The sequence below is a fragment of the Anaeromyxobacter dehalogenans 2CP-C genome (assembly GCF_000013385.1).
GTDB classification, from domain to species: Bacteria; Myxococcota; Myxococcia; order Myxococcales; family Anaeromyxobacteraceae; genus Anaeromyxobacter; species Anaeromyxobacter dehalogenans_B.
On sequence record NC_007760.1, the window covers coordinates 281204 to 305719 of the forward strand.

Genomic DNA, 24516 nt, shown 5'->3' on the forward strand with positions numbered 1-24516 from the left:
CGGCGCCTCGGCGAGGGTCAGCGCGCGGGGCGCCGGACCACCTGGAACGGCCCGCGCTCCTCCGCGGAGAGGCCGGCCTGGCGGGCGAGCGCCGCGGGCAGGCGCGGGCCGGACGAGACGACCATCGCGGCGCGCTCGAGGAGCAGCGTCCGGAGCCGCGCGTGGTCGTCGCGCCAGGGCGACGCGCCGGCCGCGCCGAGCGCGACCGAGAGCTCGCCCTTGCCGGCGAGGTGGGCGAGGACGCCGGGGCTGCGGGCCACGGCCGCGTCGGAGAGCTCGGCGGCCACGTGCCGGTGGGTGCGGGTCCGGGTGCGCGGGTCGTCGCCGCGGCGCACGAAGGTGAGCTCGGAGCTGGCGAGCGGCGCGCGCCCGGCGCCGAGCTCGGCGCGGGTGAGGTAGCGGAGCGTGCCGTCGGGCTGGACCGCGAAGGAGCGCAGGCCGGTGGGCTCGTACCCCTCGGCGGCGAGCGCGGTCAAGAACAGCGCGAGCTGCACCGGGAACTCGCCGGCCCGGGCGGCGCCCCGGGCCGAGGCGCCCTCGCCCCGCAGCAGCGCCTGCGCGCCGGCGCGCACCGCCGCGAGCCCCTGGCGCAGCCGGTCGGGCGCGAGGCCGGCGAGGACGCGCGGGTCCCCGGCCGGCGCCGCCGAGAACGTGGTGACGTTCTTCAGGCCGGGGAACGCGCCCAGCGCGGTGAGGAGGTCGGCGCCGCCGGGCACCACGACGCTGCTGGGCAGGCCGGCGGGGCGGAGCGGCGCGAGCGCCTCGAACGCCTGCGCGCGCGGGCCGGCCCGGAACGCCTCGAGCGCCTTGCGCTGCTCGGCGCAGAACGCGGCGACGACCTGCGCGTCGAGGCCGGCGGGCGCGGCGCCGCGGCAGGCCACCAGGTCGAACAGCCGCCGGACCTCGGCGCCGAGCTCGGCGGGCGGCTCGGCGGGACCGGCCGCGGGCTCGTCGGGGATCTCGCACGGCTTCACCGGCTCGCAGGGCGGCTCGCCGGGCGCGCCGGCGGGCGGCGGCGCCTGCTGCGCGGCGGCGGAGCGGGCGGGCGATGCGGCCAGCAGGGCGAGCAGGGTGGCCGCGCAGGCGAGCGGCGCGAGCGAGTGGCGGGCGGGCATGGTCCTCCTCTAGCACGCGTCCCAGGGACGCGCGACGCGGGCGCGGGCGCCCGTCGCGCGAAACCGCTGCGGCGCTGCACTTTCCGTCCGCGCGGGCCGGGCCGCGGGAGGCCCGCGCGGGGGGCTCCCGGTTGTCGACATCGGCGGTCGGACGTGGTCTTCTCCCGCCGCAACGTGGCAACCCCAGCAGCGAGGAGACGCATGGCAGAGCCGAGCACGGTCGTGAAGCCCGAGGTCGAGCAGAAGGAGTTCAGGCCGTACATCGGCGCGGATCGCACGCTCCCCGAGTTCACGCCCAAGGCGGTGCTGCTGGGCGCGCTGTTCGGCATCCTGTTCGGCGCCGCCACCGTCTACCTGGCGCTCAAGGCGGGCCTCACCGTCTCCGCCTCGATCCCGATCGCGGTCATCGCCATCTCGCTGGGCCGGAAGGTCTTCAAGACCTCCATCCTCGAGAACAACATCATCCAGACGACCGGGTCGGCGGGCGAGTCGATCGCGGCGGGCGTGGTGTTCACGCTGCCGGGCTTCCTGTTCCTCTCCGCGGGCCCGGGCGGCTCGTCGGTGGGCGCGGGCTACTTCAGCTACGTCACGCTGTTCACGCTCTCCATGGTGGGCGGCATCCTGGGCGTCCTCATGATGATCCCGCTGCGGCGGTCGCTCATCGTGAAGGAGCACGGGCAGCTGGTCTACCCGGAGGGCACGGCCTGCGCCTCGGTGCTCATCGCGGGCGACAAGGGCGGCGACTTCGCGAAGACGGCCTTCCAGGGCGTGGGCTTCGCGCTCGCCTACGCGCTGCTGCAGAAGGTCTTCCACGTCATCGCCGAGACGCCGGCGTGGGTGACGAAGCAGACCAACAAGTGGCTGCCGAACGCCACCGTGAACGGCGAGATCACGCCGGAGTACCTGGGCGTCGGCTACATCATCGGGCCGCGCATCGCGGGCGTGCTGGTGGCGGGCGGCGTGCTCGCCTGGCTGGGGCTCATCCCGCTGCTGTCGGTGCTGGTGCCGGGCGAGGTCATCGCGCGGCAGCTCGTCAAGGTGGGCGCGAGCCCGGAGGGCTTCGGCTTCGACGCGGCGGCGGGCACGTTCGCGAACCTGCCGCGCGCGGTGTACCTCGCCTACATCCGCCAGATCGGCGCGGGCGCGGTGGCGGCGGCGGGCTTCATCACGCTGCTCAAGACCTTCCCGACCATCGTCAGCTCGCTGCGGGACTCGATCCGCTCGCTGGGCGACAAGGCGGGGGCGGCGTCGGTGTCGCGCACCGAGCGCGACCTCTCGTTCGTGACGGTGATCGTGGGCTCGATCGCGCTGGTGGTGCTGCTGGTGGCGCTGCCGCAGGTGCCGGGCGACACGGTCCTCAACAAGCTGCTCACGGCGGTGCTGATCATCGCGTTCGGCTTCATCTTCGTGACGGTGTCCTCGCGCATCGTGGGCATCATCGGCTCCTCCTCCAACCCGATCTCGGGCATGACGATCGCCACGCTCATGGCGACGGCGATGGTGTTCGTGTCGGTGGGCTGGACGGGCGCGGCCTACGAGCCGATGGCGCTGGTGGTGGGCGGCATGGTCTGCATCGCGGCCGCGAACGGCGGCGCGACCTCGCAGGACCTGAAGACGGGCTACCTGGTGGGCGCGACCCCGCGCGCGCAGCAGCTGGCGCTGTTCGTGGGCGCGATCGCCTCGGCCACGGTCATCGGCGTGACGGTGAAGGTGCTCGACACCCCGACGGCGCGGATGATCTCCGAGGGCATCACCGAGCACGCCATCGGCTCCTCCTACTTCCCGGCCCCGCAGGCGACGCTGATGGCGACGCTCATCAAGGGCCTGCTGTCGCTCAACCTCGACTGGCACTTCGTGCTGGTGGGCGCGTTCGTCGCCATCACCATGGAGCTGTGCGGCGTGAAGTCGCTCTCCTTCGCGGTGGGCCTCTACCTGCCGCTCTCCACCACCCTCCCGATCTTCGTGGGCGGCGCGCTGAAGGGCGTGGCGGACTTCATGTCCCGCCGCAAGGGCGGCGCCGGCGAGGAGGGCGAGCTGGGCAGCGGCAGCCTGTTCGCGACGGGCCTGGTGGCGGGCGGCGCGCTGTTCGGCGTCATCGTGGCCTTCCTGCAGGTGTTCGCGGAGGGCACCATGAAGCGGCTCGACCTGCAGGAGCCGATCGTCCACGCGATCGGGTCCACGGGCTACGCCGTCCTGGGCGTCGTCTTCTTCGCGGCGCTGGCCGCGGTGCTCTACCGCGCGGCGCGGAAGCCGCAGCCGGGGCTCGAGGCCTAGTCCTCGGCCGGCGGGGGCCGCGGCGGTCCGGCGGGGCTCGCCGGGACTTGCGTTCGGGCCGAGGGGGTGGCGTGGCCGCGGGCGCCGGTCCCGGGGGGATCGGCGGCGCAGCTGCGCTCCGCGCGGCCCGGGGCGTGACTGCGGGGGCGGCGTCTGCGCGCGCTCGGGGGCCGCCTGCAATCCCGGACGCGCCGGCCGCGCGATGAGGCCGCGCGGCCGTCACGTCGATTGCAGTGCGGGCCGATGGGGTGGCGGTGCACAGGGCGCGCTGCGCTCCGCCGCGCCGGCGACCCCCCGGGCCCGTGCCTCGGGACGGGTGGGGTCGTTGCGGCGGAGTGGATGCGGCGGGGTGGGGAGTCGCGGGGTCGGGGAGTCGCGGGGTGGGGGTCGTCGCGGGCGTCGTGGCGGGTGGTTGCTGAAGTGGATACGGCGCGCTCGCGCCGGCCCATCCGCTCAGGGTGAGCTCCGTCGAACCCTGAGCGGCGCGCGGCGCCTCAGACCTCGCGCAGCGAGTCGAGCTGGGCCTGCAGGTCGCGGTTCTTCTGCTGGTAGCGGGCGACCTCGCCGTTCAGGAAGTCGTTCTCGCCGCGCAGGTCGCCGAGCTCCTCGTCGAGCCGCGCCACGGCGGCCTTCAGCTTCGCGACCTCGGCGGGATCGGCGGCCGGCACGGGCGGCGGGCGCGGGGCGGCGGCGGCCTTCTCCAGCTCCTGGATCCGCTTCTTCATGCCGAGCTCGGCGCGGGCGCGCGCCTCGAGGTGCTTCTCCAGCTCCACCATGGCGGCCTTCAGGCGCGCGGCCTCGGCGGCGTGGCGGCGCTCGGCCTCGCCGGCCTCGGCGGCGGCGCCGTGGCGGCGCCGCTCGGCCTCGGCCTGGGCGGCCTGCAGGTCGGTCCGCACCTTCTCCAGCTCGGCGGCCCGGGCGCTCCGCTCGGCCTCCAGCTCGGCGAGCTTGCGGCGCACGCCGCCCAGCTCCGACTCGAGGCGCGCGGCGGAGCCCTGCAGCTTGCCGGCCTCGACGGCGGCGCGCTCCTCGGCGCGCGCCCGCTCGGCGGCGGCGGCCTGCGCCGACCGCGAGGCGGCCTCGGCGGCCTGGGTGCGCTGCTGCACCATCTCGCGGAGCGACCCGACCTCCTTGCGCAGCCGGGCGGCCTCCTCGGCGACGGGCTCGAGCTGCGCGAGCCGCTTCACCTCGGCCTCGAGCCGGCGGGCGCGCTCCCGCTCGGCCTCGCCGTCCCGGCGCGCGGTCTCCACCTCGCGCGCGAGCTGGTCGCGCTCGGCGGCGGCCTGCGCGCCCTTCCGCTCGGCCTCGGCCCGCCCGCTCTCCACCCGCGCCAGCTCGCCGCGCGTGCCCTCCACCGAGGCGCGCCCCTCGTCGAGCGCGGCCCCGAGGTCGGCGATGCGCTGGGCGGCGGCGGCCAGCTCGGCGGCCTTGGCCTGGAACGCGTGCTCGGCGGCGACGGCCTTCTGGTCGTACGCGCGGGCCTCGGCCTGCGCCTGCCGGAGCGCCTCCTCCAGCGCCTCGCGCGTCCCGGCCGCCTCGGCCAGCTCGGCCTCCAGCGCGGCGATCCGCTCGCGCGCGTCGGCGTGCTCGCCGGCGGCGGCCTGGGCGCGCCCCTCGGCCTCGTCCGCCGCGGCGCGGAGCGCGTCGGCCTCCGCCTCGGCGGCGCGCCGGGCCTCGGCCGCGCGCGCCTCGCCCTCGGCGAGCGCCCGGTCCCGCTCGCCCAGCTCGCCGCGCGCGGCCGCCAGCTCGGCCTCCAGCGCGTCGCGCTCGGCGGCCGCCGCGGCGGCGCGCGCCTCGGCCATGCCGAGCCGCTCGGCGGCCTCGTCCCGCTCCCGCACGCGCTCGGCCTCGACCTGCTCCAGCCCGCGCGCGGCGTCGGCCTCGGCCTGCGCGCGCGCGGCCTCCAGCGCGGCGCGCTCGTCGGCGCGGTCGGCCTCCACCGCGGCCATGGCCCGCGCGTGCGCCTCCACCGCCTCGGCCAGCTCGGCCTCGAGCCGCGCGCGCGCCTCCTCGGCGCCGGCGATCCGCGCCGCGGTCTCCTGCTCGGCGGACTCCTGCTGCTGCATCGTCTCGTTCAGCACCTCGGAGAGCGAGCGGCGGGTGGACTCGCTCTCCTCCAGCTGGCGCCGGAGGTCCTCGAGGCGCGCGGCCTGCGCGGCGGCGTCCTGGGCGCCCTCTGCCAGCCGCGCCTCGAGCCCGGCGGCGCGGTCGCGCTCGCCCGCGAGGTCGTGCGCGAGCAGGTCGCGCTCGCCGCCGAGCTCGGCCACCTCGGCCTTCATCGCGGCGATGGCGTCGCGCACCCGCGCCAGGAACGCGTCGCGCGCGCGGAGCCGGTCGCGGAAGTACTCGAGCTTCTCCTCGGGCGTGCCCTTCGGCGGCGCGGGATCTCGCGGCCAGTCGGCGAGCACGTCGGCGGGGTCGGGGCGTGGGGTGGCGCTGGCCACCTTCACCTTGCCGAGCGGGGCGCCGCGCGGCGGGGGCGGGGGCGGCGGGCGGGGCGCGGCGGCGGGCGCTTGGCGCGCGCCGGCGACGGGCGGCGGGGTGGCGGCGGCGGCGAGCGCGCCGGCGAGGCCGCGCGCGGCGACCACGCCGGACTCCACCCGCTGCAGCACGGGGGGTGGCTCGTTCTCGCCCGCCCGCGGGGCGCGCGAGGCCGCCGCGGCGCCGGGCGGCGGCGCGGGCGGCGGCGGCGGGACGGGCGCGTCGCCGTGGAGCAGCGCGGCGGCGCGGCCGAGCAGCTCGGCCAGCTCGAAGGGCTTCTTGAGGTAGTCGTCGGCGCGGGTGCGGGTGGCCCGGTGCGCGGCGATGGCGGCGTCGGTGGCCTCGCCGGTGTAGAGCAGCAGCGGCACCGAGGCGGCGGCGCGCTTCAGCCGGTTGCACACCGAGAAGCCGCTCATGTCGGGCAGCTCGGCCGCGAGCAGGATGAGGTCGGGCGCGAGCTCGCGGCAGCGCGTCAGCGCCGGCTCGCCGCTCCCCACCGCGGTCACCGAGAAGCCGGCCGGCCCGAGCGCGCGACGGATCTCTTCGGCGAGGCCGGGATCCGGCTCGACCAGCAGGACGTTCAGGGCCATGGCTGCCGCATGCTACCGCCGATCCGCCGAGCGTGAGAAATGCCCACCCGCCTCGATATCGCCCGCGCGGAGCAGGGGCGGATGTGCGCGGATCGCGCGGCCCCGGCGCCGCACGGCGACCGCGGCCGCGCCCGAGCCCGGCCGGCGTCCGGCGCTGGCGCGCGGCGCGGGGGAAGGGTAGGAATCGGCCCAACGGAGGCCCGCCTTGTCCACGCACTCGCTCACCCTCGACGTCCCGCGCGCGCGCGCCGAGGACCTCTCCGCCGAGCTCTGGGAGCTGGGCGCGTCCGGCGTGGAGGTGCGCGACGGCGAGGGGACGCCCATGCCCGGCCAGCCGCAGCCGGCGCCGGGCCGGGCGCTGCTCGTGGCCTGGTTCGCGGACCGCGCCTCGGCCGAGGCCGCCGCGGACGCCGCGGGCGGCGGCGAGGTGGCGGAGGTGCCGGACGAGGACTGGGGCGAGACCTGGAAGAAGGGGCTCGGGCCGATGGTGATCGGCCGGGCGTTCGTGCGGCCGTCGTGGGTGGACGCGCCGGTGCCGCCGGGCCTCGCCGAGGTGGTGCTGGATCCGGGCATGGCGTTCGGGACCGGCACGCACCCCACCACCTCTCTGTGCCTGGCGGGCCTCTCGGAGCTGCTCGCGGCGCGCCCGGGCGCGTCGGTGCTCGACGTGGGCACCGGGTCCGGGCTGCTCGCCATCGCGGCGCGGAAGCTCGGCGCGGGCCGGGTCACCGGCAACGACAACGACCCGGTGGCGGTCGCGGTGGCGCGCGAGAACGCGGCGCGGAACGGCGTCCCCGAGGTGGCGCTCACCGAGGCCGCGCTCCCGGCCATCGGCGGCGCCTTCGACGTCGTGGTCGCGAACATCCTCGCGAACACGCTCGTCGAGCTGGCCCCGGAGATCGCCGCGCGGCTCGCGCCCGGCGGCGCGGTGCTGCTCTCCGGGATCCTGACGCCGCAGGAGGACGAGGTGCGCGCGGCCTACCTGGCCCTGGGGCTCCGCCCGCTCGCGGGCGGCGACCGGCGCGAGGGGGAGTGGAGCCTGCTCGCGCTGGAGAAGCCGCGCGCGTGAGCCTGCGCCGCGTCCACCTCCCGCCGGAGCGGATCGGCGAGGGCAGGGCCGCGCTCACCGACGAGGCGCGCCACTACCTGCGCGACGTGCTCCGGCTCGCGCCGGGCGCGGCGGTGGAGCTGTTCGACGGCCGGGGCGGCGCCTGGGAGGCCACCGTCCTCGACGGCTTCGAGGCGCTCGCGCTCGGCGCGCGCCGCGCGGCGCCCGGCGGCGGCGCGCCGGTGTGGCTGCTCGTGGCGCTCGCCAAGGGCGAGAAGATCGACCTCGTGGTGCAGAAGGCGACCGAGCTCGGCGCGGCGCGGATCGCGCCGTTCGCGGCGGAGCGCTCGGTGGTGCGGCTCGAGCCGGAGAAGGGCGAGGCGCGGGCGGCGCGCTGGCGGCGCATCGCCGAGGAGGCGGCGCGGCAGTGCGGGCGCGCCGACGTGCCGGAGGTGCGGGCGCCGGCGTCGCTCGAGGCGGCGCTCGCGGAGGTGCCGGCCGGCTTCGGCGCGTTCGTGTTCCACCCCGGCGGCGCGCCGCTGTCCGAGGCCGCGCCGTCGCCGGCCGGCGGCTACGCGGCGGTGGTCGGCCCGGAGGGCGGCCTCACCGACGCCGAGCGCGAGGCCTGCGCGTGCGCCGGGGCGCGGGCCACCTCGCTCGGGCCGCGCGTGCTGCGCGCGGAGACCGCCGCGATCGTCGCGGTCGCGCTGCTGCAGGCGCGCTTCGGCGACCTCCGCTGACGTGGCGCGACGCCCGGCCCATTCCTTGACCCCCACCGGCGCCGACCGTAGCCTCGGGCCGTGAGATGCCCGAGGTGCCACCGCGAGGCCGGCCAGGGGACGGTGTTCTGCGCCGGCTGCGGCGCGCCGCTCGCGCTCGTGGCCGAGCCGCCGCCGCGGGCGCTCGACGCCTCGCTCAGCATCGACCGCCGCGGCGACGCGCGGCCGCCCGGCACGCCGCCGCCGCTCCGCGGGATGCCCCCGCCCGCCTCCGCCGCCGACACCTTCGTGTTCGGCGTCCCCCCGGCGCCGCCGCGCCCGGGCCGGGCGCGCGAGGTCGATCGCTCCGGCTGGGATCTGGGGCCCCCGCTCGGCGTGCGGCAGCCGGACGCACCACGCCCGCAGGCGGCCGCGCCGCTCGCGCCCGCCGCGGACGCCCCCGAGGACGACTTCGAGTTCGGACCGCTCCCCGACCTCCGGCCCGAGCCGGCCCGGGCCGCGCCCCGGCCGCCGGCCGTCTTCGCGGCCGCGCCGGACGCCGGCCCGGAGCCCCTCGGCGCGCCCGCCCTGCCCGCGGATGCGCCCGGTCGCGGGCTCGACGCCGCGCCGATCGACCCGATCGACGTGGACGTGGACGCGGTCGAGGTCCACCTGCGGCGCCCGGCCACCTGGCGGCGCGCCGCCTCGTGGGCCATCGACGTCCTGCCCTTCGCGGCGCTCGCGATCTGGGCGCTGCAGGCCATCGCCGGCGCGGTGCCGCTCGCGCCCGGCGAGCCGTCCGGCCCGGCGCACGCGCTCGACCTGGCGCTCCGCGACGGCGGCGCCCTCGCGCTCCCGCTCGCGGCGGGCGCGGTGATCCTGGGCCTCGTGTACCAGACGCTGGGCCACGCGCTCGCGGGCGCCACCCTGGGCAAGCTCGCGCTCGGGCTGCGGGTGGTCGGCCCGGACGGCCGGCGCCCGACGCTGGCGCGCAGCGCGGCGCGGGCGGCGCTGTCCGCCGCGTCGGCGCTGCTGCTCGGGCTGGGGCTGCTCGCGGCGCTGTTCACGCGCAGCGGACGGTCGCTGCACGACCTGGCGGCGGGCACCTGGGTGGTCGAGGCGCCTTGACCCCCACACCGCGAACCCCCTAGAACCGTCCCGTGCGGAGGGACCTGGCGCAGCTCTTGGTGGAGGAGGGCGCGATCCCCGCCGCCGCGGCGGAGCGCGCGGCCGCGCGCCAGGCCGAGGCCGGCGGCGCGCTCGACACCGCGCTGCTCGAGCTGGGCCTCGCCGGCGAGGACGTGGTCCTCCGCGCGCTGGAGCGCGCCAGCGGCCTCCCGGCCGCGCCGGACTGGGCGTGGGACGCCTCCGACGCGCGGGCGCGGCGGGTGTTCCCCTCGCGCGTCGCCGAGCGCCACGGCCTCGCGCCGTTCGCGCTCGACGGCCGGGAGCTCTCGCTCGTCGCCACCCACCCGGTGGACCTGGCGCTGCTCGACGAGATCAGCTTCATGCTCTCGCTGCACCTCACCCCGCACGTCGGGCCGGAGTGGCGGGTGCGCGCGCTCATCCACCGCCTGTACGGCGGCGCGCTCCCGCCGCGGCTCGCCGCGCTCGCGGCGGGCGGCGCCGCGGCCGCGACCCCGGGCGAGGAGGCGGCCTCGCCGGAGCCGGCCGTCGCCGCGCCGGACGCGGACGCGCCGGAGCCGGACGCGCCGCCGACGCCGGAACCCGATCCCGCGCCGCCCGCGCCGGCGAGCTCGGGGCCGGCGGCCGCGGCCTTCGACGACGCGGCGCCGCTCGAGCCGCTCGCGGCCGCGGTGGCGCAGGTGCTCGAGTCGGCGGACTTCTCCTTCCTCGACGCGCCGCCCGCGACCCCGTCGCCCGCGCCGGCCGGCGCCGCCCATCCCGCTCCGTCCGCGCGTCCCTCGGCGGGCTCGGGACCAGCGGACGCTCCGGGGGCGCCTCGCGGTGAGCGCGCCGAGTCGCCGCCGGAGCCTGCCCCCCGCCCCGCGCCGCGGCGCATGGGCGAGACGGCCGCGCCGCCTCCTGCGCCCGCCCCCGGCGCGCCGGGCCGCTGGACGCGGGCGGAGGCGCAGGCCGCGCTCGCCGCCGCGTCGGAGCGCGACGAGGTGCTGCGCGTCGTGCTGCGCTACGCGCGCGAGTTCTTCGCGTTCGCGGCGGTGTTCGCGGTCTCGCGCGACGCGGTGGCGGGCCACGACGCGCTCGGCGAGGAGGAGGGCGAGGACGCGCGCGCGCTGTGCCGCTCGGTCGCCATCTACACGAGCGATCCGGGCGTGTTCCACACCGCCATCGAGACCCACGCGCCGCACCTCGGGCCCATCTCGCCCGAGCCGGACGGGAACCGCGCCATCCTCGACGGCCTGGGGCGCGGGACGCCGCGCACCGTGCTCGTCCACCCGGTGGTGCTGCGCCAGCGCACCGCCTGCCTGCTCTACGCCGACAACGGCCCGGCGGCGGTCTCGCCGCGCCGCCTCGCCGACCTGGTGCTGTTCCTGGCGGGCCTGGCCCCGGCGCTCGAGCGCGTCATCCAGGCGCGCAAGCGCGCCCGCGGCGCCGCCGCCGGCGAGGCCCCCGCCGCCCCGCCGGCCCCGCCGCCGCCGGAGGCCGCGCCCGTCCCGGTGCCGTCGCCGTCGCCAGCCCGCGCCGCCGCGCCGCCCAGGCCCACCCCGGCGCCCGTTGCGGCGCCGTCCGCCGAGCCGTGGCAGGCGCACGAGCCCGCCGCCGCGCTCGCGGATCTCGAGGTGGACATCGACCTCTTCGAGGAGGAGCTCGGGGCGGCGGCGCCGCCCTCGGGCGCGGTGCGGTTCGATCCGGAGGCGGAGGTCACCGCGCTGCTCGAGACCGACCCCGGCTCGCTCGACCGGATCGCCGGGCTCGCCCGCCTGGCGGCGTTCCCGGAGGCGGCGCTCCCGGTGGTGTGGGCGCGCCTGCCCGGGCCGATCGAGTCCGACGACGACGGCGCCTCGCCCACCGCGCTCGGCCCGCTCGCCGCGGCGCTCGCGGCGCTCGGCCCTGCGGCGGTGCCGGCCATGGTGGAGGTGCTCCGCGACCGCGACCCGGTCCGGCGGCGCATCGCGGCCACGGTGCTCGGCGCGGCGGGCGACCCGTCCACCTTCCCGGCGCTCGCGGAGCGGGTGCTCGACGCGGACCCGCGCGTCGCCGGCGCCGCCATCGCCGCGCTCGCGGCGCACCGCCGCCACCCCGAGATGCGCGCGGTCCCGGAGAAGCTCCGCCGCGCGCTGCTCTCCGGGGTGGCCGCGCGGACCACGTTCGCCGCCCGGGCGCTCGGCGCGCTGCGCGACGCCGAGTCGGTGCCGCTCCTGGTCCAGGTGCTGGAGAGCTCGGAGCGCGAGCCGGCCGAGGCCGCCGCCGCGGCGCTCGCCGAGATCACCCTGCAGCGGCTCGGCACCGACCCGCGGCGCTGGCTGGCCTGGTGGAAGCAGAACCGCGGGCGCGGCCGCGCCGAGTGGCTGCTGTCCGGGCTGACCAGCGCCGAGCGCGAGGTGCGCGCCGCGGCCGCCGAGGAGCTGGCCCGCGCCGCCCCGCCGCCGGTGAGCTACCAGGTGGACGCGCCCGCCGCCGAGCGCGAGGCGGCCGCGCGGCTCTGGGCCGGCTGGTGGGCGCGCTCCGGCCTGGTGCTGTAGGCGCTCCCGCCCCGCCCCGGACCTCGTCGCGCCCGCCCGGGTGACGCGCCGGCGCGCGAATCCTTGCGCCCCGCGGATCGCGGCGCCTATCCTCCGAGCCCCACGGCTAGACACCGGCCGAAGCGTCGGCGCGAGGTGCGCACATGCCCCATTCCGATCCCGATCCGCGCAGGGCGCTCCTCGACCGGCTCGACGCCGAGGCCGAGAAGGGCGGCGGGGACGAGCGGGTGGCGCGGCAGCACCGCGAGGGCAAGCTCACCGCCCGCGAGCGCATCGACGCGTTCCTCGACCCCGGCACGTTCGTCGAGATGGATCGCTTCAAGACCCACCGCTGCGCCGAGTTCGGCATGGCCGAGCACAAGGTGCTGGGCGACGGCGTGGTCACCGGCTACGGCCTGGTGGAGGGTCGGCAGGTCTTCGTGTTCGCGCAGGACTTCACCGTGTTCGGCGGGTCGATCTCCGGCGCGGTGGCCGAGAAGATCTGCAAGGTGATGGACCGCGCCATGGAGGTGGGCTGCCCGGTGGTCGGCCTCAACGACTCCGGCGGCGCGCGCATCCAGGAGGGCGTGGTGTCGCTGGCGGGCTACGCCGAGATCTTCCTGCGCAACACGCTCGCGTCGGGCGTCATCCCGCAGCTCTCGGTGATCATGGGGCCGTGCGCCGGCGGCGCGGTCTACAGCCCGGCCATCACCGACTTCATCTTCATGGTGAAGGACACCTCGTACATGTTCATCACCGGCCCGGACGTGATCCGGGCGGTGACGCACGCCGAGGTGACGAAGGAGGACCTGGGCGGCGCGCGCACGCACGCCACCCGCTCCGGCGTGGCGCACTTCGCGCTCGACACCGAGGAGGCCGCGCTGCGCGCGGTGCGCGAGCTGCTCTCGTTCCTGCCGCTCAACAACGTGGACGACCCGCCGGTCCAGCCCTGCGCCGACGACCCGGGCCGCCGCGACGAGCTCCTGAAGACCATCGCGCCGGAGAACCCGGGCAAGGCGTACGACATGAAGGAGGTCGTCCGCGCGGTGGCCGACGACCGGCACTTCTTCGAGGTGGCCGAGCAGTTCGCGCCGAACATCGTGATCGGCTTCGCGCGGCTGAACGGCCGGCCGGTGGGCGTGGTGGCGAACCAGCCGGCGGTGCTGGCCGGCGTGCTCGACATCGACGCCTCGGTGAAGGCCGCGCGCTTCGTGCGCTTCTGCGACGCGTTCAACGTCCCGCTGCTCACGTTCGTGGACGTGCCCGGCTTCCTGCCGGGCACCGACCAGGAGTGGAACGGGATCATCGTCCACGGCGCGAAGCTGCTCTACGCCTACGCCGAGGCGACGGTGCCGAAGATCACCGTCATCACGCGCAAGGCGTACGGCGGCGCCTACGACGTGATGGCCTCGAAGCACATCCGCGCCGACGTGAACCTGGCCTGGCCCGGCGCCGAGATCGCGGTGATGGGCCCGGAGGGCGCGGTGAACGTCATCTTCCGCAAGGAGCTGCTCGCGGCGAAGGACCCGGTCGCCGAGCGCGCGCGCCTGGTGCAGGAGTACCGCGACCGCTTCGCGAGCCCGTACAAGGCCGCCGAGCTCGGCTACGTGGACGAGGTGATCCGCCCCGAGGACACGCGGCCCAAGGTGATCCGCGCGCTGGAGATGCTGCGCACGAAGCGCCAGGAGCTCCCGGCGAAGAAGCACGGGAACATCCCGCTGTAGCCCTTCGACTCCGGCTCGCTCGCTCATCCCGGCCCTTCGACTCCGGCGAGCCTTCGGCTCGCTCGCTCATCCCGAGCGTAGCGCGGCCCCGTGGGGCCGCGCGGAGTCGAGGGACGCTCAGGGTGAGCGGGCCGCGGCCGTGGGGCCGCGGGGAGTCGAGGGACGCTCAGGGTGACCCTTCGACTCCGGCGAGCCTTCGGCTCGCTCGCTCATCCCGACCCTTCGACGCCGGCGTGCCTCCGGCACGCCTACGCTCAGGGTGAGCGGGCCGCGGCCGTGGGGCCGCGCGGAGTCGAGGGACGCCAAGGACGAGCGCTCACATCGGCGAGGCGCCCAGCCCGCCGTCGGTGCGCGCGCCGGGCGGCGGCGGCTCGGCGCCGGTGCCGGCCTCGGCGAGCGGGCCGAGCGCGGTGCGGTCCACCCGCTCGCGGCCGGTGACGGCGCGCGCGCCGCGCGAGAGCAGCCAGCGCAGGCCGCGGACCGCGTCGCGGGCGAGCCGGCCGGGCGCCTCGGCCGAAAACAGCGGCGGCGCCTCGCTCGCGGCGCCGCCCATGGCCCGCACGCCGGCGCCGTGGCCGTAGACGAGCTCGCCGCCCAGGTAGGCGGTGTAGCCCGCGGCCGCGGTCGCGGCCAGCCCGGTGAGCGCGGTGGTGAGGCACGCCCGGTTCCGGCTGCGCCAGGCCGCGACGCCGAACGCGGCGAGCACCAGGCCGAGGTTGCCGATGCCGTGCAGGAACATGGCGTCGCGGGCGTGCTCGCTGCGGACCTCGATCTCCTGCGACGCGGCCATCCCGGCGAGCCCGGCGGCGAGCCCGCCCGCCGCCGCGGACCACCACAGCGTGCGCCCGACCGCGTCGAGGCCCCGGTCGCGCGGCCGCGCGGTCGCCACGAGGTCCGCGATGGCGGCCGCCGGCAGGAGCGCCAGCGGCGCGTGGACGATCGACGGGTGCAGCTCGTGCGTGCGCATCGGCATCGGAAGCCTCCCGACGGCACGGTGCGGCGGGGGCGGCGCGCGGGCAATCGACGCGCGCCCCTCCGCTCGCCCCCGCCGCGGGCCGCGGGGCGCGCGCCCGCCCGGTGCGCCGCGGGCGCTGAAACGTCGCGGGCCCGGCCCCTCTGGCGAGGAGACCGGGCCCGTGCGGCGCGGAGAGAGCGCCCGACTACACCTTGCGGACGTTCGCGGCCTGGAGGCCCTTCGGCCCCTTCACCACGTCGAACTCCACCTTCTGCCCCTCGGCCAGGCTCTTGAAGCCGTCGCCCGAGATCGCGCTGTAGTGGCAGAACACGTCCTCGCCACCGTCGTCCTGGGTGATGAAGCCGAAGCCCTTCGCGTCGTTGAACCACTTCACGGTACCGGTCGCCATGCACTTCTCTTTTCTTCGATTCGATCCGCCTGGGATGACGTTCGATCCAACCGAGCAGACGGTGGACGAAATTTTGTGTATCCGAAATTTATTCGTCCGTCGAGATGTCGTCCCGAGCGGGGGTTCCTGACAGTGAACGTCGGGCGGCCGCTCAGGCGGCCGCGCCCACCGCGTCCGGCCGGGCCTGCGGCCCTGCGTCGGAAGGCCGCGCCTCCCCGGCCAGCCGCAGCTCCAGATCGGCGAGGATCTCCCCAGCGCTCGGCAGCTGCCCCGCGTCCCGTTCCCCGATCCGGGTGATGCTCTGCCCCGTGTAGAAGAGCCCGGCCTCGGTGTCGCCGTGCACCGCCGCCTCGAGCAGCGCGTCGGTGATGCAGAAGCTCTCCTTGAAGCCGGACGCGCGGGCCTTGCAGAGCCCCTCGCCCAGGCACTGGATGCAGGAGCCCCGCCGCCCGCGGTAGCCGTCCTTGCCGAACCACCAGAGCTTGGAGCGCGGCGGCACCGCCTCGCCGCGGGCGAGCCGCTCGGTGAACGCGTTGCGCACCGCGCGCGCCTTCATGCCCTTCACGCAGCTCGTGATGATCACCACGTCGTCCTCGCGCTTGGCGAGGTGCATCTGCTTGAAGGCCGGGTGGACGTCGCCGTCCGAGCACGCGAGGAAGCGGGTCGCCATCTGCACGCCGGCCGCGCCGGCCGCGAGGAAGCGCGAGACGTCGGACGCGTCCACGCCGCCGGCCGCGATCACCGGCAGCGACGTCGCCGCGATCACCTCGTCCACCAGCGTGGGCAGCGGGTGGCCGATGTCGCCGATGTGGCCGCCCGCCTCGGCGCCCTCCGCCACCACGAAGTCCGCGCCCCACTTCTCGTACATGGCCGCGAGCCGCCCGGAGGAGACGATGCCGCAGAACGGCACGCCGCCCTCGCGGCACCAGCGCACGATCTCGCGCGAGATGCCGGCGCCCTGCACGAGGAAGGACACCTTCTCCTCGATCGACACCCGCGCCAGCGCCTCGAAGTCGTCCTTGTTGATGGCGGCCATGAGGTTGACGCCCACGAAGCCGCCCGGCGCCTCGGCCCGCGCGCGGCGGATCTCGGCGCGGAGCTGCTCGGGGGTCTTCAGCACCGCCGAGATGGTGCCGACGCCCACCAGCCGGTCGCCGCGGTGGCGCGCCACCTTGCCGGCGAGGCCGTCGGAGGCGTGGATGCCCATCCCGCCCTGCACCAGCAGGCGCTTGCCGGCGCGCACGAGCGCTTCGATCGCCGCGCGGTCGAGGCGCGGGAACGGCGCGGCGGTTTCCTCGGTGTGAACGGGGGTCGCGTCGGCGGTCATGTCGGCTCCACCGCGCCCGGAGGGAGGAGGGGCGCGAAGGAGGCGGAAGGTACGCCCGCCGTGTCACGCGCATGTCACCGCTGCGCCGACGCGGCGCGCTGGCGCGGCGCGGCTCGGACGCTCCGTCTCGCCGATTGGTGAATCGGTCCCCCGGCGCGCACCCGGGGGTCGCGCCCCGCGCGCGGTGCCACCGGATCACGCACCGCGGCGAACTGCGGTAGGCTCGGCGCGCCGCGCCATGACCACCGCCCCAGCGCCCAGCCCCGCCCCGCTCGTCGTCGCCGTGGACATGGGCTACGGGCACCTCCGCGCCGCCAGCGCGCTCGCCGACGCGCTCGGCACCGAGGTGCTGAAGGTCGATCGCGCCCCGGTGGCCGGGCCGGAGGAGGAGCGGCTCTGGCAGCGGGTGCGCCGGGGCTACGAGGCGATCTCGCGGCTCTCGCAGGTGCCGGTGGCCGGGCGGCCGCTCGCCTGGGCGCTCGACTCCATCACCGACATCCCGCGGCTCCACCCGCGCCGCGACCTCTCCGCGCCCACCCGCGGCGTGCGGGCGCTGGAGCGGCTGGCGCGCGGCGCCCTGGGCGCCGGGCTGGTGGCGCGGCTCCGCGCCGAGGGCGCGCCGCTCCTCACCACGTTCTACTCGCCCGCCGTCGTCGCCGACCGGGCCGGGATCGAGCGGGTGTACTGCGTCGCGACCGACACCGACCTGAACCGGATCTGGGCGCCGCTCGAGCCCGCCCGCACCCGCATCCAGTACCTCGTCCCCACCCGCCGGGCGGCGCGCCGCCTGCTCGCCTACGGCGTGCCCGCGCACCGGATCACGTTCACCGGCTTCCCGCTCCCGGACGCGCTCCTGGGCGGCCCGTCGCTGCCGGTGCTGAAGCGCAACCTGGCCGCGCGCCTGGTGCGCCTCGATCCCACCGGCGAGTTCCGCCGCTCCATGCCCGAGGAGCTGGCGGTGTTCCTGGGCGCGCTGCCGCGCGAGGAGGAGGGGAAGCCGGCGCAGCTCACCTTCGCGGTGGGCGGCGCGGGCGCGCAGGCGGCGATGGCGGACGCGTTCCTGCCCGGCCTCCGGCCCGCGCTCGAGTCGGGCGCGATGCGCCTCGCGCTCGTCGCCGGCACGCGCCCGGAGGTGGAGGCGCGCTTCCGCGAGGCGCTGCGGCGCGCCGGGCTGGAGCCGCTCCTCGGCGGCGCGGTGGAGATCCTGCGCGCGCCCTCGTTCGGCGAGTACTACGCCCGGTTCAACGCGCTGCTCGCGCGCACCGACGTGCTCTGGACGAAGCCCTCCGAGCTCACGTTCTACGGCGCGCTGGGCCTGCCGCTCGTGCTCGCGCCGCCGGTGGGCGTGCACGAGCGCTACAACCGCCGCTGGGCCCGCGAGAGCGGCGCCGGGCTGAAGCAGCGCGACGCGCGCTTCGCGGCGGAGTGGCTGTCGGACTGGCTCGCCGACGGGCTGCTCGCGGCGGCCGCGTGGGCGGGCTACATGCGCCTGCCGAAGTTCGGGCTGTACCGCGTGCTGGAGGCCCTGGGCCGCACGCCCGCCGCGAACGTGGCGCCGTGAGCCATCTCACGGGGCTGCGCCCCGCCCCACGGAGCGGAGCTCCGCGGGGCCCCACCTTGCTGCGCGGGTCCCGTGACCTCGCGGGCGCGGCTGCGCCGCGCGCTGCCTCACCTGTGCCGCGCTCGTGTCGCCGCCCAGCACACCCTTGCGGGATGGCCAGTCCGGGGCGAGGATGCGCCCGCGATGCTGGCCGTCTTCTCCTTCGTCTACTGGATCTTCTTCGTCCTCACGCTCCCGTTCCTGTTCGCGGTGGCGCTCGTCGTCTTCGTGCTCACCGCGCCGTTCGATCCGCGCCGGGTGGCGCTCCAGCTCTGGTCGTGCGCGTGGGCGTCGTTCTACGTCGTGGTGAACCCGCTGTGGCGCTCGCGCGTGGTCGGCCGCGAGAAGCTGCCCTGGAACGGCGCCGCGGTGCTGGTCGCGAACCACCTCTCCATGCTCGACATCCTGGTGCTGTACGGCGTGTTCCGGCCGTTCAAGTGGGTGTCGAAGGCGGAGCTGTTCCGCGTGCCGTTCGTGGGCTGGAACATGTGGCTGAACGACTGCGTGCCGGTCTGGCGCGGCGACCGCGAGTCGGTGCGGAAGATGATGGCCCACTGCCGCGCCCACCTCGCGCGCGGCGCGCCGGTGATGATCTTCCCCGAGGGCACGCGCTCGCCGGACGGGCGGCTGCAGGCGTTCAAGGACGGCGCGTTCCGGCTGGCCGTGGACGCGAACGTCCCGGTCATCCCCATCGCCGTGAGCGGCACCTCCGAGGCGCTGCCCAAGCACGGGGTGGTGCTCCGCCAGCGCATGCGCGCCGAGGTGCGCGTGCTCGACCCGATCCACCCGTCGTCCTTCGAGAGCCCGGCCGCGCTGCGCGACGCGGTCCGCGAGGCGATCGCCGCCGCGCTCCCGCCGGAGCACCGGCCTGGCGCGTAGGTCCCCCGCAGGTCCTGGGAGACGCCGCCCGGCCCGCGCCCCGCGCAGGCGCTGCCCGCGCGCGGCGCGGGCAGCATGTTGGCGGGATGATCTCGCACACGTACGAGGTGGCCGGCGGGGTGGGCGCGCGCACGCCCGGCGCGATCGGCCCGGACGAGCTCGACGGACGCGCGGACTGGGTGGAGATCCCGGCGCGCGGGGAGGGCGAGCTGCTGGAGCGGCTCGAGGCGCGGCTCGGCTCCGAGGCCCGGACGCGCAAGGTGCTGCTGGCGGTGCTGGCCCCGCTGCGCGGCGCGCTCGAGGGCCCGGCGCTCTCGGGGATCCTCGCCCACCTGCCCCGGCGCTTCGCGCGCGAGCTCGCCGAGGCGGAGTGGAACCTGAACGCGCCGGTGCGCGCGCCGGCCACCGGCGCCGAGTACCTGGCCGAGGTCGCGCGGCTCCTGCAGCGCCCGCCGCGGCAGGCGGCCGCCTACGTGCTCGCGGTGCTCGCGGCGCTGCACGAGGTGATGGGCCCGGCCGCGCGCGACCTCGCGGACCGGCTCCCGCCGGACCTCGCCGAGCTGTGGCGCGGCGTCAGGGAGCCGGGGTCGGCGATCGAGGAAGCCGCGCCGTGATCACGGTCTCGCCGTCCGAGGCGATCGAGATCTCGCCGCCGTGGCCGCGCACGATCTCCCGCGAGATGTAGAGCCCGAGCCCCAGGCCCGAGCCCTTGCGGCTCTTCTCGTCCGGCGGGCGCGAGAACGGCTCGAACAGGTGCTCGAGCACCTCCGGCGGCACCGGCGGCCCGGTGTTGCGCACCCGGAGCACGCACGCGTCCGGCTCGCCCGAGAGCTCCACCCGCACCGGCGAGTCGGGATCGCCGTGGTCCACCGCGTTCGAGACCAGGTTCGAGATCACCTGCTCCAGCCGATCCGGGTCCCAGCTGCCGGACAGGTCGCCCGCGACCGCGACGGTGATCTCGCGCCCCGGGTTCACCGCGCCGAGCTCGTCCACCGGGCGGCGCGCGATCTCGTCGAGGCGCGCCGGCCGCCGGTCGATGGGCATGCCGTTGCCGAGCCGGGTGCGCGTGTACGAGAGCAGGTCGGCGATGATCCGCGCCATGCGCCCGGCCGAGCTGCGCATCCGCTCGATCGCGCGCGCCTGCCAGCCCTCCAGCCCGCCGCGCTTCTGCAGGAGCGCGGCGGACATGTGGACGGCGCCGAGCGGGTTGCGCAGGTCGTGCCCGACGATGCCGAGGATGTAGTCCACCGCGCGCCGGCGCGAGTCCACCTCCGCGAGCGCGCGCCGCGCGGCCTCCTCGGCCGACTCGCGCGCGCGGCGCAGGCGCCCGCGCTCCAGCGCCAGCCCGGCCCGGTCCGCCGCCAGGCGGAGCAGCGCCAGCGCCCCGGGCTCGAAGCCGCCCTCGCCGCGCGTGCCCATCACCAGGAGCGCGCCGCCGCCCGCGGCCGCCGCCGCGCCGGCGCGCGCGCCCGCGGGGAGCGGCCAGCCCGGATCGGCCCGCACCCACGGTGCGCCCGCCGCGAGCGCGGCCCCGCCGTCCGCCGGCGCGGGCGGGCGCCCCTCGCCCCCGACCTCCGCCGCGATCGCGAGCCGTCCCTCGTCGTCGGGCACGAGCAGCGCCGCGGCGACCACCGCCGGCACCGCGTCGGCCAGCGCCGAGACGATCCGGCGCAGCGCGTGCTCCTCGGGCTCGATCGCGAGCAGCCGGTCGAGGGCGCTCAGCACGTCCACCCGGCCCGGCGCAGGCGCCGCCTGGACCGCCTCGTGACCGGGCGCGTCGTGCGGGGCCATGAGGGGCATCCTGGGGGCGGTCCGCCCGGCGCGGAACCCCCCGGCACAGGCCGATCGGGGCAGCGCCGCCGGTGCCCCGCCCGGCGCCGCGGGGCGCCGTCGCGGCCCCGGTCCGGCGGCGGGCCCGCGCTTTACCGCGCAGGTCCGGGCGGCTATCGTGGCGGACCCCGGGGCGGCCGGGCGCCCCGCCGCGGCCCGCCCCGACGGTTCCGCGCATGAGCCCGACGAGACCCATCGAGAAGGTGCTGGTCGCGAACCGCGGCGAGATCGCGGTGCGCGTGATGCGCACCTGCCGCGAGATGCGGATCCCCACGGTGGCGGTCTACTCCGAGGCGGATCGCGGCGCGCTCCACGTCCGCAAGGCCGACGAGGCGGTGTTCATCGGCCCCGCGCCGGCGCGCGAGAGCTACCTCTCCATCGAGCGGATCCTGGACGCCTGCCGGCGCACCGGCGCCGACGCGGTGCACCCCGGCTACGGCTTCCTCTCCGAGAACGCCGAGCTGGCCCGCGCGCTCGACCGGGCCGGCATCGCGCTCATCGGTCCGCCCGCCGCGGCGATGGACGCGATGGGCGTGAAGACCACCGCGCGGCGCAACATGGCCGCCGCCGGGGTGCCGGTGGTGCCCGGCTCGGAGGAGCCGTTCGCCGAGGAGGCCGAGGCGCGCGCGTTCGCGGAGCGGATCGGCTTCCCGGTGATGATCAAGGCGGCCGCGGGCGGCGGCGGCAAGGGCATGAAGAAGTGCGACCGCGCCGAGGACTTCGCCGCGCTGTGGCAGTCGGCGCGGCGCGAGGCGACGGCCGCGTTCGGCGACGACCGGCTCTACCTCGAGAAGTTCCTGGAGAAGCCGCGCCACGTCGAGATCCAGGTCTTCGCCGACCAGCACGGCAACTGCGTGTGGCTGGGCGAGCGCGAGTGCTCGGTGCAGCGGCGCCAGCAGAAGGTGATCGAGGAGACGCCCAGCGTCGTGCTCGACGACCGGCTGCGCGAGGCCATGGGCGAGGTGGCCGTCCGGGCCGCGCGCGCCGTCGGGTACGTGGGCGCCGGCACGGTCGAGCTGCTGGTGGACGCGCACCGCAACTTCTACTTCCTCGAGATGAACACCCGGCTCCAGGTGGAGCACCCGGTCACCGAGATGGTCACCGGGCTCGACCTGGTGCGCATGCAGCTCGAGGTGGCGCGCGGCGAGCCGATCCTGGCGCAGGAGCAGGTGCAGCGGCGCGGCCACGCCATCGAGGCGCGCGTGTACGCCGAGGACCCGGCCCGCGGGTTCCTCCCGCAGCCGGGCAAGATCACCTACCTGCGCGTGCCGGGCGGCCCGGGGATCCGCGACGACTCCGGCGTGTACGCGGGCTGGGTGGTGCCGCAGTGGTACGACCCGATGATCTCGAAGCTGGTCGCCTGGGCGCCGACCCGCCCGCAGGCCATCGACCGGCTCATCCGCGCGCTGGGCGAGTACGTGGTGCACGGGATCGGCACGAACCTGGGCTGGCTGGCGGCCGCGCTCGACCACCCCGAGTTCCGCTCCGGCGACTACGACACCGGCTTCTGCGCCCGCAACGCCAAGGCGCTCGTCCGGCCGCCGGACCCCTCGCTGGAGCGGGTGGCGCTGGTCGCGGCGGCGGTGGCCGCGTTCAAGCGCGAGCGCGACGCGGCCGAGGCGCACGCGGCCCGGGCCGGGCAGGGCGCGGCGCGCTCCGGCTGGGCGCGCGCGGGCCGGCTGCGGGCGCTGCGCGGGGGCGGCCGATGAAGACCTACGTGGCGCTGCTCGACGGCGGCAAGCGCGAGGTGACGGTGGGGGTCACGCGGCTCGCCACCGGGCAGTACGAGGTGCGCGTCGGGGACGAGGTGCACCGGGTGGACGCGTACGCGCACGACTACGGCACGCTGTCGCTGCTCGTGGACACGCGCAGCTACTCGGCCATGCTCGACGACCGCGGCGCGAAGGTGCACGTGCAGGTGGACGGGTCGGTGTTCCCGCTCGAGCTCCTCGACGAGCGGAAGCTGCGCATGCGGCGGGCCTCGCCGCGCGCGAGCGTGGAGGGCCGGCGGGCGGTGACCGCGCCGATGCCGGGGCGGGTGGTGAAGGTGCTGGTGGCGCCGGGCGACGCGGTGCGGGCCGGCCAGCCGCTGGTGGTCGTCGAGGCGATGAAGATGGAGAACGAGATGAGGAGCCCGAAGGACGGCAAGGTGGTCGAGGTTCGCGTCGTCGAGGGCCAGGCGGTCGAGGGCAGCGCGTTGCTCTGCGCGGTGGAGTAGCGGCGCCGCGCCTCCCACTTCCAACCGGCGCCCCCCGTGACGGGCGCGCCGTGCTCCACCCACGGTGAACACATGGCGGACGAGAAGAAGCAGCGGTGGCTCGAGGGGACCTACGCGAAGGCGGTGAAGAAGGGGCCCGAGCGGCGCCCGCGCTTCGAGACGAGCAGCGGCATCCGCGAGGAGCCGGTGTACGGCGCCGGCGACGTGCGCCCCGGCCTGGAGGAGCGGCTGGGCCTGCCCGGCGAGTACCCGTTCACCCGCGGCGTGCAGCCGACCATGTACCGCGGCCGCTTCTGGACCATGCGGCAGTACGCCGGGTTCGGCACCGCCGAGGAGTCGAACAAGCGCTACCGCTACCTGCTCGAGTCCGGCCAGACCGGCCTCTCGGTCGCGTTCGACCTGCCCACGCAGATGGGCCGCGACTCCGACCACCCCCGCGCGCGGGGCGAGGTGGGCAAGGTGGGCGTGGCCATCGACTCGATCCGCGACATGGAGGTGCTGTTCGACCGGATCCCGCTCGGCGAGGTCTCCACCTCGATGACCATCAACGCGACCGCCGGGATGCTGCTCGCGATGTACCAGGCGGTGGGCGAGAAGCAGGGGGCCGCGCCGGCGGTGCTGCAGGGCACCATCCAGAACGACATCCTGAAGGAGTACGCGGCGCGCGGGACGTACATCTACCCGCCGGAGCCCTCGCTCCGGATCATCACCGACATCTTCGCGTACACCGCGAAGGTGATGCCGCGCTGGAACCCGATCTCCATCTCCGGCTACCACATCCGCGAGGCCGGCTCGACCGCGGTCCAGGAGGTCGCGTTCACGCTCGCCGACGGCATCCAGTACGTGGACGCGGCGGTGAAGGCGGGCCTCGACGTGGACGCGTTCGCGGGGCGCCTGTCCTTCTTCTTCAACGCGCACAACGACCTGCTGGAGGAGGTGGCGAAGTTCCGCGCCGCCCGCCGGCTGTGGGCGCGCATCATGAAGGAGCGGTTCCACGCGAAGGACCCGCGCTCGTGGATGCTGCGGTTCCACACCCAGACCGCCGGCTCCATGCTCACCGCGCAGCAGCCGGACAACAACATCGTGCGCGTCACCCTCCAGGCGCTGGCGGCGGTGCTGGGCGGCACGCAGTCGCTGCACACCAACTCGCGCGACGAGGCGCTCGGGCTGCCCACCGAGGACTCGGTGCGCATCGCGCTCCGCACGCAGCAGATCATCGCGAACGAGTCGGGCGTCGCCGACGTGATCGACCCGCTCGGCGGCAGCTGGGCCATCGAGGCCATGACCGACGAGATCGAGGGGCGGGCCCAGGCGTACATCCAGAAGATCGACGAGCTGGGCGGCATGGTCCACGCGATCTCGAAGGGCTACGTGCAGCGCGAGATCCAGGAGGCCGCCTACGCCTGGCAGCGCCAGGTGGAGGCGAGGGAGCAGGTGGTGGTGGGCGTGAACGCGTTCAAGTCCGACGACCCGCCGGTGCCGGTGATGAAGGTCGATCCGGCGCTGGAGGCGCAGCAGGTCGAGCGGCTGAAGGCGCTCCGCGCCTCCCGCAGCGCCCCGGCCGCGCGCGCGGCGCTCGACGCGGTGCGCGCCGGCGCCCGCGGCACCGACAACCTCATGCCGCTCATCCTCGCCGCCGTGAAGGCCGAGTGCACGCTCGGGGAGATCTCCGACGCGCTGCGCGAGGTCTACGGCGAGTACCGGGAGACGGTGGTACTGTAGCG

Annotated in this window: 18 protein-coding genes; 12 read left to right on the forward strand and 6 right to left on the reverse strand. The window is 76.9% G+C overall.

Annotated elements, in window-relative coordinates; genetic code table 11:
* Positions 1-17: 17 nt before the first annotated feature.
* Positions 18-1115, reverse strand: coding sequence for a hypothetical protein (locus tag ADEH_RS01255; protein ID WP_011419302.1), 1098 nt, complete (start codon positions 1113-1115; stop codon positions 18-20).
* A gap of 201 nt (positions 1116-1316) precedes the next feature.
* Here ADEH_RS01255 and ADEH_RS01260 point away from each other — a divergent pair, with 201 nt between their 5' ends.
* Positions 1317-3389 (forward strand): OPT family oligopeptide transporter, encoded by a 2073-nt coding sequence (locus ADEH_RS01260; RefSeq protein WP_011419303.1) that lies wholly within the window; start codon positions 1317-1319, stop codon positions 3387-3389.
* Positions 3390-3883: 494 nt separating this feature from the next.
* Here the strand turns inward: ADEH_RS01260 and ADEH_RS01265 are convergent, their stop codons facing one another.
* Positions 3884-6460 (reverse strand): response regulator, encoded by a 2577-nt coding sequence (locus tag ADEH_RS01265; RefSeq protein WP_041453251.1) that lies wholly within the window; start codon positions 6458-6460, stop codon positions 3884-3886.
* Positions 6461-6665: 205 nt separating this feature from the next.
* Here ADEH_RS01265 and prmA point away from each other — a divergent pair, with 205 nt between their 5' ends.
* From prmA to ADEH_RS01290, 5 genes are all read left to right on the forward strand, one after another.
* Positions 6666-7529: a 50S ribosomal protein L11 methyltransferase gene (prmA, locus tag ADEH_RS01270; protein ID WP_011419305.1), complete on the forward strand. Its 864-nt coding sequence runs from the start codon at positions 6666-6668 to the stop codon at positions 7527-7529.
* Positions 7526-8248, forward strand: coding sequence for a 16S rRNA (uracil(1498)-N(3))-methyltransferase (locus ADEH_RS01275; RefSeq protein ID WP_011419306.1), 723 nt, complete (start codon positions 7526-7528; stop codon positions 8246-8248). The genes prmA and ADEH_RS01275 overlap by 4 nt, the downstream gene beginning before the upstream one ends.
* Positions 8249-8308: 60 nt before the next feature.
* On the forward strand, positions 8309-9334 hold the full coding sequence (locus tag ADEH_RS01280; protein WP_011419307.1) for an RDD family protein: 1026 nt from the start codon (positions 8309-8311) through the stop codon (positions 9332-9334).
* A gap of 32 nt (positions 9335-9366) precedes the next feature.
* A complete protein-coding gene (locus tag ADEH_RS01285) occupies positions 9367-11871 on the forward strand; it encodes a HEAT repeat domain-containing protein (protein ID WP_011419308.1) in 2505 nt (834 codons plus the stop codon).
* A 143-nt stretch (positions 11872-12014) separates the two neighbouring features.
* A complete protein-coding gene (locus ADEH_RS01290; RefSeq protein ID WP_011419309.1) occupies positions 12015-13574 on the forward strand; it encodes an acyl-CoA carboxylase subunit beta in 1560 nt (519 codons plus the stop codon).
* Positions 13575-13890: 316 nt separating this feature from the next.
* Here ADEH_RS01290 and ADEH_RS01295 read toward each other — a convergent pair whose 3' ends face one another.
* From ADEH_RS01295 to ADEH_RS01305, 3 genes are all read right to left on the reverse strand, one after another.
* Positions 13891-14547 carry a DUF2231 domain-containing protein gene (locus ADEH_RS01295; protein ID WP_011419310.1) on the reverse strand — a complete coding sequence of 219 codons (657 nt, stop codon included), beginning with the start codon at positions 14545-14547 and terminating at the stop codon, positions 13891-13893.
* Positions 14548-14734: 187 nt separating this feature from the next.
* The gene (locus tag ADEH_RS01300; RefSeq protein WP_011419311.1) at positions 14735-14938 is read right to left on the reverse strand and encodes a cold-shock protein; all 204 of its coding nucleotides are present in this window, start codon (positions 14936-14938) and stop codon (positions 14735-14737) included.
* 151 nt (positions 14939-15089) lie between these two features.
* The gene (locus ADEH_RS01305) at positions 15090-16265 is read right to left on the reverse strand and encodes an NAD(P)H-dependent flavin oxidoreductase (protein ID WP_011419312.1); all 1176 of its coding nucleotides are present in this window, start codon (positions 16263-16265) and stop codon (positions 15090-15092) included.
* A gap of 238 nt (positions 16266-16503) precedes the next feature.
* On the opposite strand from ADEH_RS01305, the gene ADEH_RS01310 reads away from it, so the two are divergent.
* The 3 genes from ADEH_RS01310 (at position 16504) to ADEH_RS01320 (ending at position 19358) form a co-directional block, all read left to right on the forward strand.
* Complete coding sequence (locus ADEH_RS01310) at positions 16504-17826, forward strand: hypothetical protein (RefSeq protein WP_041453252.1); 1323 nt, start codon at positions 16504-16506, stop codon at positions 17824-17826.
* A gap of 183 nt (positions 17827-18009) precedes the next feature.
* Positions 18010-18744: a lysophospholipid acyltransferase family protein gene (locus tag ADEH_RS01315; protein WP_011419314.1), complete on the forward strand. Its 735-nt coding sequence runs from the start codon at positions 18010-18012 to the stop codon at positions 18742-18744.
* An 86-nt stretch (positions 18745-18830) separates the two neighbouring features.
* Entirely contained in the window at positions 18831-19358 is a 528-nt protein-coding gene (locus ADEH_RS01320) for a DUF2267 domain-containing protein (RefSeq protein ID WP_041453253.1), read from the forward strand.
* Here the strand turns inward: ADEH_RS01320 and ADEH_RS01325 are convergent.
* A complete protein-coding gene (locus tag ADEH_RS01325; protein ID WP_011419315.1) occupies positions 19318-20535 on the reverse strand; it encodes a sensor histidine kinase in 1218 nt (405 codons plus the stop codon). The genes ADEH_RS01320 and ADEH_RS01325 overlap by 41 nt on opposite strands.
* 215 nt (positions 20536-20750) lie before the next feature.
* On the opposite strand from ADEH_RS01325, the gene ADEH_RS01330 reads away from it, so the two are divergent.
* From ADEH_RS01330 to ADEH_RS01340, 3 genes are all read left to right on the forward strand, one after another.
* On the forward strand, positions 20751-22283 hold the full coding sequence (locus tag ADEH_RS01330) for an acetyl-CoA carboxylase biotin carboxylase subunit (RefSeq protein ID WP_011419316.1): 1533 nt from the start codon (positions 20751-20753) through the stop codon (positions 22281-22283).
* Entirely contained in the window at positions 22280-22792 is a 513-nt protein-coding gene (locus ADEH_RS23640; protein ID WP_011419317.1) for an acetyl-CoA carboxylase biotin carboxyl carrier protein subunit, read from the forward strand. The genes ADEH_RS01330 and ADEH_RS23640 overlap by 4 nt, the downstream gene beginning before the upstream one ends.
* Before the next feature lie 72 nt (positions 22793-22864).
* Positions 22865-24514: an acyl-CoA mutase large subunit family protein gene (locus tag ADEH_RS01340; protein WP_011419318.1), complete on the forward strand. Its 1650-nt coding sequence runs from the start codon at positions 22865-22867 to the stop codon at positions 24512-24514.
* Positions 24515-24516 lie beyond the last annotated feature (2 nt).